Below are 15,658 nucleotides of genomic sequence, written 5' to 3' on the forward strand. Positions count from 1 at the left end.
CGACAAAGGGGCGAACGAGTGCATCGCATGGCCGAAGCAGCCGACCGGATCGAAGACCTCGTCGATCTCGCGGCCCCCCGGGAGATCATCCGGACGGTGGAGGGGGCCCCGCCGGCGCCCGCCGCTGGGGGCCCGGCCGAACCGGATCGAGCTGGTGAGTCGCTCACGCTCGTGGTCGATCTCGGCGTGCGGTTCCCGATCCACGCCGTCTCGGTCAGCCTGGACGGAGCGCGTCGGTCGGAGGTCGTAACCGATCTGCGGCTCGCGTTCTCACAGGACGGCAGCGCTTGGTCGGAGCCGCCGATCGCGGCTCGGTCCGCGGCGGACCGGGAGATCCGTGCAGTGATCGCGGCCGGGGAGGGGCGATGGGCGCGCCACGTCCGCGCCGTCGTCCCCGCCGGAAGCGCCTCGGCCCGCGCGCGGCTGCACGTCTGGTGCGAAGCGACGACGCTCGATCTGATCGTATTCCGCGCCCAGCTCGGCGTCGCCTTCAACATCCTCCACGAGCATGCCGGAGCGGTGCTGCACACTTCCTATAGTCTAGTGAGCGCGGAGCCGCCGCGCTCGAAGGCGCTGGTCGGCATCGCGCTCCTCGAGAACGGTGCCTTCGGCAATTGCCTCGTGCAGTACGCAATCGCCATCGCGGTCGCGCGCGCGCTCCGGCTGAGCTACGTCAAGATCCCGAAGATCGACCGGAGCCAAGTGATCTTCCTCAAGGAGCATCTGACCTGCGCGGGGATCACCTTCATCCCCGCCGACGAGCCGCTGCCGGACGACGGCAACTTCCTGTCCGGGATGTTCTTTGACACGCCATTCCAACCCGTGGTGGATGCGCACGATCCGCTGCCCATGCGGGCGATCGTCCACACGTACATCCGGCCCCTGTTCAACGGCCTGCCGGCGGTGTTTCCGGCCAAGCCCGAGGACGAGCTGATCATCCACATCCGTTCCGGCGACATCTTCAGCACCTGGATCGACCCGAATTACCCGCAGCCGCCGCTGGCCTTCTACCGGATGGTCATCGAGCGCCTGATGGCGGAAGGCCGCATCCGATCCGTCAAGATGGTGTTCGAGAACCGGGCGAACCCGGTGATCCCGGCGCTGGAGGACCATATCGCGCGCATCGGCCTGCCGTTGAGGACCCAGAGCGGCACGCTGGCCGACGACGTCGCGGCGATCGCCAACGGCCGCTACCTCGTCTTCGGGTTCGGCTCGTTCGGACCCGGTGTCTGCCACGTCTCGGAACGGGTAGAGCAGGTGTTCTACTTCTCGTGCAACTGGCCGCAGGGCTTCCAGACGATCGAGACGGTGGGCCAAGCCATCGAAGTCCGGGATGTCGGCGGCGGGTACATGAAGATCGGGGAGTGGGCGAATTCCGAGGCCCAGCGCCGCCTGATGATCGAGTATCCGGCCGAGAAGCTGGCCTTCGACAACCGGTTGTGAGCGGGCGCCGCGGCCTCGCCGGCTGAGCCGGCGCGCCTTCGAATCGAATCGGGATGCGTCTGGCACCGATAGCTCGTCTGCGCCAACCAGCCCTAGGCGGCGCTCAGGCCTCGACCACCGACACTGGGATCGCGCGTCCCCAGGATGCGGAGGTGAGCTCCGCGCGCTCGCGGGGACCCTTCGTTTCGAAGCCACGCGTGTAGTTGTCGTGCACGAGAAGGTTGGCTTGCTGTCCCTGACGGGATGTCTCGCTGTCGGGCCAGAGCGGCGGCGCGTATCCGCGGCCATCGGCACCGACGATAAGACAGGTAAGGCCAAGCGCGAAGACCCGGCGTGTCAGGCCATCGGGGCCGCTCTCCGCGAAGAATGCGTCGAGCTTGGTCGTGATGGCGTAGGTGGCAAGTAGCGCCTGGGCGTGCTCCCGCCGCATCGCGAAGGCGTTCGTCCTTAGGTGAGGATTGGGATACGCCGGAAACAACCGGTTGATGTAATGCAGGCTCTCGAAGGAGCCCGTCGCGCCGACCATGCCGACACCGGGCGTGTCCAGATTGCGCAGGAGCTTGGCGAGCCAGAACGGCGCGTTGATCTCCGAGTTCGTGTTGAGGAAGCAGATGTGATCCTCACCTACGCTCCTCAGGGCGTCCGCGTAGGCGCCGAGATCGAAGCTGAGGTCGTCGGTTTCGATAGCCTCGAACGGCAAGCCGTCGAAGATCTCCGCCGCCGCCACGCGCTGCGCCGCGTCGGTGAAGCCCTTGAAGATCACGTAGAATTTGTGATCGTGCCCAGCGGGGTGCGCTCGGTACGAGGCTACGAACCGCCGAAACCGGTCGGTGTGATCGGCGTCGTAGCCGCGGGCGAGGTAGATGACGGCGGCGGTCCGGATCGACATAGTCTTCGGGCAACTCCGACGGCGTGGGGCCTGCGCGGCGCGGAGCGCGGGCGTTCGTATCGAGGCTGATAGAGCTTGGAGCCCGGTGTGACGAGGGGCTTCTCTTGAACAGGCGGCTGCCCGCACCCAAGCCCGGTCGGAAGCTTAGGCGAGCGATCCGCCTTGGACGGCGCCGGGAGGCCGGGTCGGGAGACTTGTGAGCCGGCAAACGATAGATGACGGGTGGAACAGCGGGTTGAACAGCATCGGCCTTCGCGCGTAAGCCGCGCGGGATCTGATTGGAAGACCTGTCCCTTCGCCGAGGTCAATGCGCCCTCGACGCTCCAGCGGGACGGCGGCTGCAATCGGGCGGGACCGTTGGGATTGCCGGAGAGGGACGGATGAAGGCGGTAATCTTGGCGGGCGGGCTCGGGACACGCCTGTCGGAGGAGACCGGGACGCGCCCGAAGCCAATGGTCGAGATCGGTGGCCAGCCGATCCTGTGGCACATCATGAAGGGATTCGCGGCCCATGGCGTGCGCGAGTTCGTGATCTGCCTTGGCTACCGCGGCTACATGATCAAGGAGTTCTTCCTCAACTACCGCCTCCACCTGTCCGACGTGACCGTCGAGACCGGTACGGGGGCAATCGAGTTTCACCGCAGCGGCGCGGAGGATTGGAGCGTATCGCTCATCGAGACCGGACCCGAGACCATGACCGGCGGCCGGCTCCGGCGCGTGCGGTCCTATCTCGGCACTGAACCGTTCTTCATGACATACGGCGACGGCGTCTCGGACGTAGACCTGACCGCACTCGCTGCCTTCCACAAGGCGCACGGCCGCCTGGCGACGCTGACCGCCGTGGCGCCGCCTGGCCGCTTCGGCGCTCTGGAACTGGAAGGAGACGCGATCCGCAATTTCCGCGAGAAGCCGGCCGGCGACGGCGCCGTGATCAATGGCGGCTTCTTCGTCCTCGACCCCCGGGTGCTCGACTATGTCGCGGGCGACGCCACCGTGTGGGAGAACGAGCCCTTGGAGCGGCTGGCGCGCGAGGGGCAGCTCCACGCTTTCCGCCACACCGGGTTCTGGCAGGCGATGGACACGCTGCGCGACAAGAACCAGCTCGAGGCGCTCTGGGCAAGTAAGGCCGCCCCCTGGATGATTTGGGCATGAGCGCCGCCGTAGCGAGCGTGGCGGCATCGCGCGCCCAAAACCCCAATCCCGGCTTCTGGGCGGGTCGCCGGGTGCTGCTCACCGGCCACACCGGGTTCAAGGGTGCGTGGCTTAGCTTATGGCTCGGCCGCCTCGGCGCACGGGTCAGCGGGTTCGCGTTGGTGCCGGAGACCGACCCGAGTTTGTGCACGCTAGCCGAACTGCCCGATCGCGTCGACAGCCGGATCGGGGACGTTCGCGACCTCACCGCACTCTCCGCCTGCATGGCCGAGGCGCGGCCTGAGATCGTCCTGCACCTCGCCGCCCAGGCGCTGGTGCGGCCGTCCTACACCGACCCGGTCGGCACCTATGCCAGCAACGTCATGGGCACGGTGCACCTCTTGGAGGCGGTGCGCGCCTGTCCATCGGTGCGGGCGGTAGTGATCGTCACCAGCGACAAGGCGTACGAGAACCGCGAGTGGGTCTGGGCCTACCGCGAGGACGAGCCGATGGGCGGGCGCGATCCCTATTCCAACTCGAAGGGCTGCGCCGAGCTCGTGACCAGCGCGTACCGCGCCTCGTTCTTCGGAGACGGCGGACACCCGGCCCGGATCGCGAGCGCACGGGCCGGCAACGTCATCGGCGGCGGCGACTGGTCGCTGGATCGCCTCGTCCCGGACGTAGTGCGCGCCTTCGGCCGGGGCGAGCCGGTGGAGATCCGCGCGCCGGGCGCGGTGCGGCCCTGGCAGCACGTGCTGGAGCCGCTCTCAGGTTACCTGCGCCTAGCCGAGGCCCTGTGCGGCGAGGACGGCGCGCGCTACGCCGAAGGCTGGAATTTCGGGCCGGCCGACGCGGATTGCCAACCAGTCTCCGAGGTGGTCGCCGGCCTCGCCCGAGGCTGGGGTGCCGGAGCGACGTGGCGCCTCGCCAGCGGCACGCACCCGCACGAGGCGACCTTCCTCAAGGTCGACGCCTCGAAGGCGCGCGCGCATCTCGGCTGGGACCGGCGGCTGCGGCTCGCCGAAGCGTTGGACTGGACCGGGGCGTGGTACCGGGCCCAAGGGGAGGGCGCGGACGCGGCCGCGCTGACACTCGACCAGATCGCGCGCTACGAGGCGCTGGCAGTAGCAGAGGACCGGACATGAGCGCAGCGATCGATACCGTTCCGGCCACCGCGAATCGAGTCTGCTGCCGTGCCTGCGGCACGCCGCTCGCGCGCACAGTGGCCGATCTCGGCCTGTCGCCGCTGGCCAATTCCTACGTGCCGCTCGCGCGGGCGAGGCACGGGGAGATGGCCTACCCGCTCCACGCCTATGTCTGCGAGCGTTGCTGGCTGGTCCAGCTCGAGGCGTTCGAGAGCCCGGAGCACATCTTCTCTGACTACGCCTACTTCTCGGGCTTCTCGGCCGGTTGGCTGCGCCACGCGGAGCGCTACGTCGCCGCCATGACCGAGCGCTTCGGACTGGGACCGCATAGCAAGGTGGTGGAGGTCGCCAGCAACGACGGCTACCTGCTGCAATACTTCGTCGCCCGAGGCGTGCCGGTGCTCGGCGTCGAGCCGGCGGCCAACGTCGCGGCCGTGGCGCGCGAGAAGGGCGTGCCGAGCGAGGTCGCGTTCTTCGGCCGCGCCACCGCCGAGCGGCTGCTCGCCGAGGGGCACAGCGCCGACCTGATGGCGGCCAACAACGTCCTCGCCCACGTCCCCGACATCCTCGACTTCGTGGCCGGGTTCGAGGTGCTGCTGAAGCGCGACGGCGCCGGCACCTTCGAGTTCCCGCACCTGTTGCGGATGATCGAGCACAAGCAGTTCGACACGATCTACCACGAGCACTTCTCGTATCTGTCGCTCGGCGTGGTCTCGGGGCTCCTCGAGCGGTCCGGGCTGCGGGTGTTCGACGTGGAGGAGTTGCCGACCCACGGCGGCTCGCTGCGCGTATTCTTCTGCCACGCCGACGGTCCGCAAGCGCGGATGCCGGCGGTGGCGCGGGTGCTGGCTGACGAGCGGGACGGCGGGCTGTTCTCGGCCGATGGCTACGGGCGGTTCGCCGAGGCCATGGTCGAGATCAAGTGCGCGAGCCTCGAATTCCTGATCCAGCAGCACCGGGCGGGCAAGCGGGTCTGCGGCTACGGGGCGGCGGCCAAGGGCAACACCTTCCTGAACTATTGCGGGATCGGCCCGGAGCTGGTCGAGGCGGTGGCCGACCGCTCGCCGCACAAGCAGGGCACGCTACTGCCCGGCAGCCGCATCCCGGTGATCTCGCCGGAGGCGCTGCTGGAGCTGCGCCCGGATTACGTGCTGATCCTGACCTGGAACCTGAAGGCCGAGATCATGCATGAGATGGGGGCGATCCGCGCCTGGGGCGGTCGGTTCGTGACCTGCATCCCGGGTCTCGCGGTGGAGTGAACCCGTGACCTTCGAAGAGCTGCCGCTCGTGGGCGCCTACCGCATCGGGCTCAGCCCGCATAGGGACGAGCGCGGCTTCTTCGCCCGGACGGTGTGCGAGGACACACTGGCTACGCGCGGGCTGGTAGGCCGGTTCCAGCAGTCGAGCGTGTCGTTCAACCTGCGCCGCGGCACGGTGCGGGGGATGCACTACGCGGTGGCGCCGCACGCCGAGACCAAGCTCGTGCGCTGCACGATGGGGGCGATCCACGACGTGATCGTCGACCTCCGCCGGGGCTCGCCGACCTATCTGCAAGCCGTCGGCGTCGAGTTGTCGGCCCAGAACCGGGCCACCCTCTACATCCCGGCGGGGTTCGCGCACGGTTTCCAGACGCTGCGCGACGAGACGGAGGTGCTCTATATGATCGACCGCGCCTACGTGGCCGAGGCGGCCCGCGGCCTGCGCTGGGACGACCCGGCGCTCAACGTGGTTTGGCCGGTGCCGGTGACGGTGATCGCCGAGCGCGACCTCGCCTTCCCGGCCTGGACCGGCGCGGACCCGGTCGTGTGAGTTCGAGCGTGCGGCGCATCGTGCTCACCGGCGCGACCGGCTTCGTCGGCGCCCACGCGATCCCGGCGCTCCAGGCCCGCGGCTTCGAGATCCACGCCCTGGGCCGCCGCCCGCCGGCCGCGGAGGTCGCCTTCCACCCGGTCGACCTGCTGGACGCGGCGTCTGTCCGAGACGTCCTCGACGCCGTTCGGGCGAGTCATCTGTTGCACTTAGCCTGGTACGCCGAGCCGCGCCTGTACTGGCGCTCGGCCGTCAACCTCGATTGGGTCGCGGCGAGCCTGGCGCTGGTCCGCGCCTTCCGAGAGGCCGGCGGCGCTCGTGCGGTGGTCGCCGGCACCTGCGCCGAGTACGCCTGGGGCCCCGACTGCTTGCGCGAGGACGCGCCGTGCGCCCCCGCCACCCTGTACGGGGCCGCCAAGGACGGGACGCGGCGCATCCTCGAGGCCTATGCCGGCGAGACCGGGCTGTCCTTCGCCTGGGGGCGGCTGTTCTTCCTTTACGGGCCGGGGGAGAAGCCGGGCCGGCTGGTGGGCGACGCGATCCGGGCGCTGGCCGCGGGCGCGCGCTTCGGCACCAGCCCGGGCCACCAGCGCCGGGATTTCAGCCATGTGGCGGACGCGGCCGGGGCGTTCGCGGCCCTGGTGGACGCGGGCGTCGTGGGGCCGGTCAATGTCGGCTCGGGCGCGGCGGTGCCGGTGCGGGCGATCTTGGAGCGGATCGGCCGCCTGACCGACCGGCCGGACCTAATCGATTTCGGCGCCCGTCCGCTCGCGGACAGTGAGCCGGCCTGCATCGAGGCTGACGTGAGCCGCCTGCACCGGGAGGTTGGCTTCCAGCCCCGCTTTGACCTCGACGCGGGCCTGCGCGCAACGCTCACGGCCCACAACTCTAGGCCGTAGGAAACATGTGAGGCATCCGGCGGCGCTGAGGCCCACCCCGCTGGCGGCCGCGCCCTGCGCTCGCCTGAGCCGGTGCCCCTGTCAGAGCACGTTTGGGTCCGGCGCTTCGCCTTGACGCGGCGGCTCCAGGAGGTCGATTAGCAGCTCCAGCACCTGCGGCGCGTCGCGACGCAGCATTGCGTAGGCCGTCCCAAGGCGATCGCTGCGGTGGCGGACGCCGAAAGCCCGCCAGGGCGCCTCGGTGGGCGCCGCCAAGGGCTCGTAGCTCAGCCCGTCACCGGCCGGCCATACCCGCTCCAACAGGTCGAGCAGGACTCGCCCGTCCTCCGCTCCACCCACGGTCGGGTCGCTCGGCTCAGCCTCCTGCCCCGCGCCGGGCCGTACGAGGACGAGGACGTCGGCGCGCGCGCGGGCGGCGGCCTGACGCGCCGCGCGCAGCGGCGGCAGGGGCGCGACGTTCGTCACGATCGTCGCTCCGGCCAGCCGCCCGAGAACGTGATGCGTGTCGTCGATCGAGGCGTTGTCGACGAGCACGACCTCGCTCGGCGCAGATCGGCCTTCCGCGAGAGCGCGCATCAGGCGCAGGAGCCGCGCCGGCTGGCCATCGACGACGGCGAGGACCGAGACGAGCGGGGCCGCGCCCGGCGCTAAGTCGAGCACGTCACCGACGGCCAGGAACTCGTGCATCTCGGCGAGCACCAAGCTGTCCTCGTCGCGCCCGGTCCCGTCCGGCGCGGGACGGCCCCCCGCTCCCTCCCGGGCGAGCCGCGCGAGCGTCCGGTCGGCGGGGCCGGTGTCGTACCCGCGCGCGGCCATCTCGGCGCGCCAGTCCGCGGTCTCGACGCCCGGGACGAGGGCCCGGGCGGTCCCGACTTTCAAGTAGGGGAAGCCGGCGCGCAGGAGCTTACGCCAATTGTGCAGCGTCGTGTCGAGCCAGTCCGGCGTCGGGAACAGGACCTCCGCGCGAAACCCGCGGGCGGTCGCGTAGCGCGCCAGCTGCGTCTCGTACTCGTTCACGACGTCGTTCTTGTGGGCGTACGCGACCACGCCGTCGAAGAACGCCCGGCCCGCCTCCGAGGCCAGGAAGCGCCCTTTGAGCGCGAGGAAGTAGCTCTGGATGTGCCAGCCCCGGTCGGCGTTGTCGGTCAGGCCGACGAGGTCGGCCTCGCTCGCGCGGATCCGGGCGACCACCCGCTCCAGCGCCTCCGGATGGGTCGGCCCGAAGACGCTGTCGTTGACGAGGTACAGGATCTTGGCCTTGAGGAGCTCGGGGTGCAGGCGCAGCACGTGGACCCAGGCGGCGAAATCAAAGCCCGCATTCGCGCGTCGGAAGGCGTGATCGGCTTGGCCGAGGGCCGCACCGGTCACCGCGGCGTCGGCCTCGTCGCAGGCCACGATCAGCGCGCACGCGATCCCGCAACGCCGCAGGCAAGCGAGATGGTGGGCGACGTGCGGCTTGATCGCGCCGTCGCGCGCGTGCGTGATGAACAGGGCGACCTCATCAGCGAACGCGCCGCCTTTAAGGCGGTCGATCCGCGCCGCCGTGACCGGCTCCGACTCGAGGATCGCGTGCGGGTTCGGACGGCGGCGGTCGATCAGGCCTTCTGTGATGAAGTGCTCGAGGGGATCGAGGCCGCGCCAGGCGACGTCGGGGTTGCGGGCGAGGTACCAGTCCGGATCGAAGGTCGTGCGCCAGGCCGCCCGATCCTCCTCGGCGGCGTTGGCGGCCCGGCCCTCGAGAAGGCCGATCCGGCGGAAATGCTCCAGGGGGTCGTCCTGAAAGGGGCCGAGATCCGCGTTCCGCGCCCGGTACCAGGTCGGATCGAACCGGGTGTCCCACACGTCCCGCGGCTCACGATCGGCGTTGGGATATCGGCCCTCGGCCCGGCCGTAGAGGACGTAGTGTCGGACCGGGTCGGCTCCCGTGGCGGCCACGTCCGGATAGCGCGCGCGGTACCAGACGGCGTCGACGACCTCACCCAGCGTCGCCAATTCGGCTGCCGGATTGGGGAAGCGGCCTTCTGAGCGTCCGTGGGACCGGAAGTGCTCGGAGGGATCTGCGCCTGCCGCCGCCACATCTGGGTAGCGCTCCCTGTACCAGTCCCGATCGACCAACAAGCCGCGCCCCGTGCTTTCACCAGCATCATCGCCCGCGGAGAGATTTTCTGTATTTGTCGCCATCACTATGATTCAAACCAAAATAATAAGATGTTGACTGCAAAGATTCTGGTCCCGGCCGTTATTCATGTCGCCAAGATGGCGACGGCAGATCTATTTCAATTCCCGCGATGCGTAATAGGCGCTGAGTGAGCGCCGCATACCACGCAGTCAATCCGGAGCGAAGCCCGATGACGGCAAACGCATATCATGGACCACAACCGCTTGAATGTCTGGATGTGAGACCTCCTTGGCGTCTTCAACGATGCGAAGGGCCTGTTTGATGAGGCTGGAACTGGGTGGCTTGTAGGTTGGGTTGGCCAGTTCGGGATCGGCTTCGAGACGTTGGCGCAGCACCATCTCGGGCGAGAGCTCATTGAGTACGCGCTGCCGGCGGCCATTATAGGCGGCGTTGAAGCCGCGCAGCACGATCTCCAGGTCGGCGTGGCGATAGAGCGTGATCCCCAGCACCTCCCGCTGGACGCGGTCGTTGTAGCGCTCGACCATGCCGTTATCTGGTATGTACCTGTGTGGTGCCTTCTCGTACCGCTGTTCTCCCCAGAGAACGGCATTATGGTGAGCCCATCTGGGACGCGGGGCACCGGGAGCACGAAGGTGCGGGCAGGCCGTCGATAGACAGTGGGCTGAGAGCCCGAACTCGTTACATGGCCGCCCCTTACGACTTTCCCGGATGCGCTGCGAGCGCGGATCGGTAGGTTTCGTGTTGCCCGCCAGCTCCCGTTTTTGTCGACGAACCAGACTGGGGAGTGGGCATGCGGATCATCGGACTGGATATTCATCGCACCTTCGCGGAAGCGGTAGCGTGGGATGATGGCAAGCTGAGGCGGATGGGTCGCGTCGACATGCGTCGCGATCTTCTGACCGCCTTCGCTGAGCAACTATCGGCGGATGACGTCGTGGTGGTTGAGGCCACCGGCAATGCCTCGGCCGTTGTGGCGGTTCTCGCGCCGCACGTGAAGAAGGTGGTGATCGCCAACCCGATACAGGTGCGGATGATCGCGCATGCCAAGATCAAGACCGACACGATCGACGCCGGCGTGCTGGCGCAGCTCTACGCGAGCGGGTTCCTGCCGGAGGTGTGGGTTCCAGACGAGCCGACCCAGGCGCTACGCCGGCAGGTCACCCGCCGCAACCAGATCGTCCGGCAGCGATCCTGAATCGCGCCGGGATTTTCGGAGGCTCCAACTCTTGAGAGACTGGAGCCATGACGAAGCATACCCCACCCTTTTCCCCTGAGGTTCGCGAGCGGGCAGTCCGGCTGGCCCGGGAGCATGAGAGCGAGCACGGTTCGCAATGGGCCGCGATCCAGTCAATCGCGGCCAAAATCGGTTGCTCTGGCGAGACGCTGCGCAAGTGGGTCCGCCAGGCCGAGCGCGACCGGGGCGTGCGGGCCGGACCGACGACGGATGAGCGCGAGCGGATCAAGGCTCTAGAGCGGGAGAACCGCGAGCTCCGGCAGGCCAACGAGATCCTCAGGAAGGCGAGCGCGTATTTTGCCCAGGCGGAGCTCGACCGCCGGTTCCGGTCATGATCGCCTTCATCGACGATCATCGTGCGCTCTACGGGGTCGAGCCGATCTGCAAGGTTCTGCCGATCGCCCCGTCGACGTACCACGCCCATGCCGCGCGACGAGCCGATCCCGGGAGGCTGCCGGCTCGAGCTAAGCGGGACGCGGCCCTCATGGTCGAGATCCGGCGCGTGTACGAGGCGAACTTCCGGGTCTACGGCGTGCGCAAGGTCTGGCGGCAGCTCGCCCGCGAAGGGATCGTTGTGGCGCGCTGCAGGGTGGCCCGGCTGATGCGAACGATGGGCTTGGCTGGCGTCGTCCGGGGGCGGAGGGTTCGCACCACCGTTCCCGATCCGGCGGCGGCCTGCCCGCTCGACCGGGTCAATCGGCAGTTCAGGGCCGAATGCCCGAACCGGCTATGGGTGGCGGATTTTACCTACATCGCCACCTGGGCCGGCTTCGTCTATGCGGCCTTCGTGATCGACGTCTTCGCCCGCCGGATCGTGGGCTGGCGTGTGTCGCGCTCGGCCCGGGCCGACTTCGTGCTCGATGCCTTGGAGCAGGCCCTGCACGAGCGCCGCCCCTTCGCCGGCAGCGGCCTCGTCTGTCACTCGGATCGCGGATCGCAATATGTGAGCATCCGCTACACCGAGCGCCTGGCCGAGGCGGGCGTCGAACCCTCCGTCGGCAGTGTTGGCGACTCGTACGATAACGCTCTCGCCGAGACGGTGATCGGCCTGTTCAAGGCGGAGGTCATCCATCGACGCGGGCCGTGGCGCTCGTTCGAGGCGGTCGAGTTTGCCACGCTCGAATGGGTGGACTGGTTCAACCACCGTCGGCTGCTCGAACCGATCGGCCACATCCCTCCCGCCGAGGCGGAGGCACGCTATTATGCCCAGGCCGAGGTCCAAGCCTTGGCCGCCTGAGCCAAACCAAACGGCCTCCGGAAAACCCGGCGCGATTCACTGGAAGAGGCACCGGCCAACGCCACACACTGGAGCACCCGCACGATGGCGCGCCGCACCGGCATGAGCCAGAGTGCAGTGTCACGCATCTGGCGCGCCTTCCGTCTGCGGCCGCACCAAGCCGACACCTTCAAGCTCTCCGCGGATCCCGCGTTCGTCGAGAAGGTGCGCGACGTCGTCGGCCTCTACCTCGCTCCACCCGATCGCGCGCTGGTGCTGTGCGTCGACGAGAAGCCGCAGACCGGCCGCGTCCCCCTCGCCATCCTTGGTTACTCTCGCCGTGCCGCTACCTCATGCCGGCGAAATGGGTGGCGATCCGAGGGCCGCCATCGAATTATGCGATTAGCTCGGATCCCGTGAGCCTCTCTTGACTATGCCAGCACAGCAGTCCAGACGCGGCGCGCAAAGCAAGGTCGAGCTGACTGGCGCGAAGCTGCGAGGAGCAGATGTTCTTCAGAAAACGCAAGCGCCAGACGATGCTTCAGGACACGGCTATGATCGCCGCCGAGGCGATAACGCTACCTCAAGAGCGGCCGGAGGTGCCGGCCGTCGATCCCGCGGTTGCCCGATATGAGGATGATCGAAGAAAGTTGATCGCTGGACTCGAAGGCACGCATGACTGGCCCTTCGGCGTCGATTATCCGATCCTAAATGAATGGGATCAGCAGAGCGGCACCGCGTCTGGACATTATTTTCATCAAGATTTATGGGCTGCAAGGCGGATTTATCAACGTAGCCCGAATAGACACGTGGATGTCGGATCAAGGATCGACGGGTTTGTGGCGCACGTCGCATCCTATCGAGAAGTCGAAATATTTGATATTAGGCCTCTTAACGTAAACATACCCAATATTATATTTCAGCAGCACGATTTCCTGCAGAAGTCCCTCACGAGCATCTGCGACTCCCTATCATGTCTGCACGCACTCGAACACTTCGGGCTTGGTCGATACGGCGATCCAGTTGATGCCCGCGGCTACATCGAAGGATTTGCGAATATATCGGCTCTTCTTTCGGATGGCGGTACATTTTATTTTTCCGTACCCATTGGTCGACAGCGCATCGAGTTCAATGCGCATAGGATTTTCTCCCTTAAGGCAATTATCGAACTGTACGAGACACATCGGTTTCAGCTTCGTGAATTCTCATACGTCGATGATCGAGGCGGCATGAATTACGACGTGAAACTCACGAACCTTGATATTTCACGCAGCCTCGGTCTTGATTACGGCTGTGGGCTTTTTGAGTTGGTGAAAATATAGCCTTGACATAAGCGAGCAGGCGATTTCTGGCCCGACCGGCTGATATTTGGTCCGGGCCGATCGAGAGGATCAGACCGGACCAGAGGAGCCGGAGATGAATCTAGGACAGAGCGACCGTGTTGAAGGTCAAGTAGTCAGTGGCCGCTAGAGCCGTACCCTTTCAGGTTGGCTCATAGGCATCGTATCCGGCAGCGGTGAGGTAGTTTCGGCATTCATCCGGTCGGACGGCGGCGAACGCGTTCTCGATGGCGGTGATGAGGTCGGCGGCGGTCCGTGCCGCAGCCGTTCGGAGGAGGGCTTTGACCTTGGCAAAGACCTGCTCGATCGGGTTGAAGTCGGGACTGTAGGGCGGAAGGTAGAGAACTCGTGCGCCGACCGCCTCGATGGCCTTGCGCACCCCGGCGACCTTGTGGGCGTTCAGATTGTCGAGGACGACGGTGTCACCGGGCCTCAGCACCGGAGCCAGGATGTCGGTGACGTAGGCGCGGAAGCGCATTCCATTCGTGGCTCCATCGAAGACGCTCCTAGCGATCAGTCCCGTGGCGCGCAGGGCGGCGGTGATGGTGGTGGTCTTGTAGTGTCCGTGGGGCACGGCGATCCGGCAGCGCTGACCGCAGGGAGCACGGCCATAACGGCGGACCATCTTCGTCGTGGCGGCCGTCTCGTCGAGGAAAACCAGGCGATCCGGATCGAGGTCGGGTTGGCGATCGAACCAGTCCTCGCGCGCGGCCCTCACATCCGACCGCTCCTGCTCGGCCGCGTGGACAGCCCCTTTTTACGGGTGATCCCATGCCGGGCGAAGAAGCGTGACAGGCTGCTCGTGCTGGCCCGGACGCCGCGTTCCGAGAGCCTATCGCGCAGCTCCCGCAGGAAGGAGAGCGGGTGTTCTTCGTTGAGCCGAAGGATCAGGGCGGCCTGCGCTTCCAGACGCTGCGAGTTGCGGTCGCCGCCCATGGGCTTGGGCGCGATCTGCCCGTCCTGTCGGAAGCGCTCGTGCCAACGGACTGCGCTGGCCGCCCCGACACCGAAGCGTTGGGCCGCCTGACGCCGCGAGGCGCCCGCTTCAATCGCGGCGACCACACGCTCGCGCAGATCGACCGACAGGGCTGAAGGCATGGCGATCCTCCATTCTCGCCCATCCAGTGAATCACACGCCAGCCAGATCGCCTACCCCAACCGATTCAACCCGCCAGGGCACGGCTCTAGAGCCGTACCCGGCTCGGAAAATGAGGGTCAAAGACTTCGCTGCGCACGTGGTCCGAAGCCTCTTTCACGCGCCGCCGAACCGGGAAATGCGGATCGTAGAGGTCGCGCTGCGTCTCGCTGGGGGCCGGCTTCGCAGCCTGCTGGTCGTCGCGTCCAGTCGCTGTGCTCATCGCCTGCGCTTTCACGTTGCCAAGCAGATCGTATAGGCGACTGATGGTTGCGAGGCTGTTGCCCCTTGGCCATAGGCGATTGCCATCGGCATCCGCCCGCCCGGTCCGCCGGCGCGGGCTTCTCATGCATTTATTCTGGATCTACCGGCGACCGAGGCGTTGAGACGATGCGGGTATCGCGGGTGACGCCAGCACCAGGCTGGCCGTCAGCATTCACGATCCGCTCGAATTCGACCAACGCCACACCTGTTTTGCCGCCTGCTTGACGCTCGACCGCGGCGACGATCCGCAAAATATCGGGCACTTGTTGCTGATGCCAAGCCTCCCATTCCCCATCGAGTGATATCAAGCCAATCGCCTGAGCGAACTGCTTATATTTCATCGTTCGGTCAGTTATTTGCAAAGATCTAAGAACCGACACGGCGGCCAAGGCGTACTCAAGACGAGATTTTACATCCAGCCGCTTGATAGTTTTCGCAACGGCAGTTTGGTCGCTCATGATGTACTCCGCCTTCAAGGCTTGTGCTGACCCGGCTGGTGCGCCGCCACTACCGCCAACACAGCGATAACATTCACTTTTGAGATAGCAGCAGATCCCCGCAGTTCGCATGCTGGTGTGACGTTGCACTCTGCAAGCTAATTTTGTTTACCCTAGCGCTTAGCGAGCGTCCGCTTTCGATCCGCAAGTACTACAGAGGAATGTCGCATCCTGCGGGAATCGGGTATATGGGCCTTCCTCAAAGCCATCCGGCAAACTGTCCACCCGGAAATCTGCTCCGCCCCAGTTGCTATCTGAGTCAGAAACGCGGGCGACGCCTTGTGTCCCGCAAGTAGGACACGAGAGGGTCAATTCGTATCTGTCGCGGCTTGCCATCTTACGATCATGCCACGGCCGCACGCGGTTACCAACGGCAGTCCGAACGGATTGATCTGTATGCGCTCCCCCGCCCCGTGAGCAGATCGGGGCGGGGCCGAGCAGGTGCGTGGCGCGGTAGCGCTTTTTTCTGAACCCTGGCCCTGGGCGCCCTGACTTCGGCCGCGGGCGTTGCGGATCG

General features: G+C 66.8%; 13 protein-coding genes, 2 pseudogenes and 1 other annotated feature. Of the genes and pseudogenes, 10 read left to right on the forward strand and 5 right to left on the reverse strand.

Annotation, left to right across the window (positions count from 1 at the left end; all coding sequences use genetic code 11):
- The first annotated feature begins 27 nt into the window (after positions 1 to 27).
- Entirely contained in the window at positions 28 to 1,443 is a 1,416-nt protein-coding gene (locus tag P9K36_RS07325) for a coagulation factor 5 8 type domain-containing protein (RefSeq protein ID WP_278306785.1), read from the forward strand.
- A 103-nt stretch (positions 1,444 to 1,546) separates the two neighbouring features.
- On the opposite strand, the gene P9K36_RS07330 is transcribed toward P9K36_RS07325, so the two are convergent.
- Positions 1,547 to 2,206 (reverse strand): hypothetical protein, encoded by a 660-nt coding sequence (locus tag P9K36_RS07330; RefSeq protein WP_278306786.1) that lies wholly within the window; start codon positions 2,204 to 2,206, stop codon positions 1,547 to 1,549.
- 506 nt (positions 2,207 to 2,712) lie between these two features.
- Here P9K36_RS07330 and rfbF point away from each other — a divergent pair.
- The 5 genes from rfbF to P9K36_RS07355 are packed head-to-tail and all read left to right on the forward strand — an operon-like array spanning position 2,713 to position 7,315.
- On the forward strand, positions 2,713 to 3,483 hold the full coding sequence (gene rfbF / locus P9K36_RS07335) for a glucose-1-phosphate cytidylyltransferase (protein ID WP_053622542.1): 771 nt from the start codon (positions 2,713 to 2,715) through the stop codon (positions 3,481 to 3,483).
- The gene (gene rfbG / locus P9K36_RS07340) at positions 3,480 to 4,607 is read left to right on the forward strand and encodes a CDP-glucose 4,6-dehydratase (RefSeq protein ID WP_278306787.1); all 1,128 of its coding nucleotides are present in this window, start codon (positions 3,480 to 3,482) and stop codon (positions 4,605 to 4,607) included. The genes rfbF and rfbG overlap by 4 nt, the downstream gene beginning before the upstream one ends.
- Entirely contained in the window at positions 4,604 to 5,866 is a 1,263-nt protein-coding gene (locus P9K36_RS07345) for a class I SAM-dependent methyltransferase (RefSeq protein WP_278306788.1), read from the forward strand. The genes rfbG and P9K36_RS07345 overlap by 4 nt, the downstream gene beginning before the upstream one ends.
- 4 nt (positions 5,867 to 5,870) lie before the next feature.
- The gene (locus P9K36_RS07350; protein WP_278306789.1) at positions 5,871 to 6,416 is read left to right on the forward strand and encodes a dTDP-4-dehydrorhamnose 3,5-epimerase family protein; all 546 of its coding nucleotides are present in this window, start codon (positions 5,871 to 5,873) and stop codon (positions 6,414 to 6,416) included.
- 8 nt (positions 6,417 to 6,424) lie between these two features.
- Positions 6,425 to 7,315 carry an NAD(P)-dependent oxidoreductase gene (locus tag P9K36_RS07355; protein ID WP_278307264.1) on the forward strand — a complete coding sequence of 297 codons (891 nt, stop codon included), beginning with the start codon at positions 6,425 to 6,427 and terminating at the stop codon, positions 7,313 to 7,315.
- Between the two features lie 81 nt (positions 7,316 to 7,396).
- On the opposite strand, the gene P9K36_RS07360 is transcribed toward P9K36_RS07355, so the two are convergent.
- Positions 7,397 to 9,433, reverse strand: coding sequence for a rhamnan synthesis F family protein (locus P9K36_RS07360; RefSeq protein WP_278306790.1), 2,037 nt, complete (start codon positions 9,431 to 9,433; stop codon positions 7,397 to 7,399).
- A gap of 210 nt (positions 9,434 to 9,643) precedes the next feature.
- A complete protein-coding gene (locus P9K36_RS07365) occupies positions 9,644 to 9,979 on the reverse strand; it encodes a hypothetical protein (protein WP_278306791.1) in 336 nt (111 codons plus the stop codon).
- A gap of 266 nt (positions 9,980 to 10,245) precedes the next feature.
- Here P9K36_RS07365 and P9K36_RS07370 point away from each other — a divergent pair.
- The 4 genes and pseudogenes from P9K36_RS07370 to P9K36_RS07385 form a co-directional block, all read left to right on the forward strand.
- Positions 10,246 to 10,647 (forward strand): annotated as a pseudogene (locus P9K36_RS07370) (transposase); the annotation flags it as partial.
- 50 nt (positions 10,648 to 10,697) lie between these two features.
- Positions 10,698 to 11,926, forward strand: a protein-coding gene (locus P9K36_RS07375; RefSeq protein WP_278306556.1) for an IS3 family transposase whose coding sequence is annotated in 2 segments (ribosomal slippage) — positions 10,698 to 10,986 and positions 10,986 to 11,926 — 1,230 coding nt in all. Because the reading frame shifts where the segments join, the coding sequence is not laid out codon by codon here.
- Positions 10,979 to 11,095, forward strand: a sequence feature (AL1L pseudoknot). Its footprint overlaps the gene before it by 117 nt.
- A 39-nt stretch (positions 11,927 to 11,965) precedes the next feature.
- Positions 11,966 to 12,205, forward strand: a pseudogene (locus P9K36_RS07380) (IS630 family transposase); the annotation flags it as partial.
- A gap of 206 nt (positions 12,206 to 12,411) precedes the next feature.
- A complete protein-coding gene (locus P9K36_RS07385; RefSeq protein ID WP_278306792.1) occupies positions 12,412 to 13,227 on the forward strand; it encodes a DUF268 domain-containing protein in 816 nt (271 codons plus the stop codon).
- Positions 13,228 to 13,387: 160 nt separating this feature from the next.
- Here the strand turns inward: P9K36_RS07385 and P9K36_RS07390 are convergent.
- Positions 13,388 to 14,343 (reverse strand): IS630 family transposase gene (locus tag P9K36_RS07390; protein WP_278306793.1). Its coding sequence is split into 2 segments (ribosomal slippage): positions 13,388 to 13,992 and positions 13,992 to 14,343, totalling 957 coding nucleotides; the frame shifts between segments, so codons are not numbered across the junction.
- 390 nt (positions 14,344 to 14,733) lie between these two features.
- Positions 14,734 to 15,102: a hypothetical protein gene (locus tag P9K36_RS07395; RefSeq protein ID WP_278306794.1), complete on the reverse strand. Its 369-nt coding sequence runs from the start codon at positions 15,100 to 15,102 to the stop codon at positions 14,734 to 14,736.
- Positions 15,103 to 15,658 lie beyond the last annotated feature (556 nt).

It is taken from the genome of Methylobacterium sp. 391_Methyba4 (genome assembly GCF_029691625.1).
Lineage (GTDB): Bacteria > Pseudomonadota > Alphaproteobacteria > Rhizobiales > Beijerinckiaceae > Methylobacterium > Methylobacterium fujisawaense.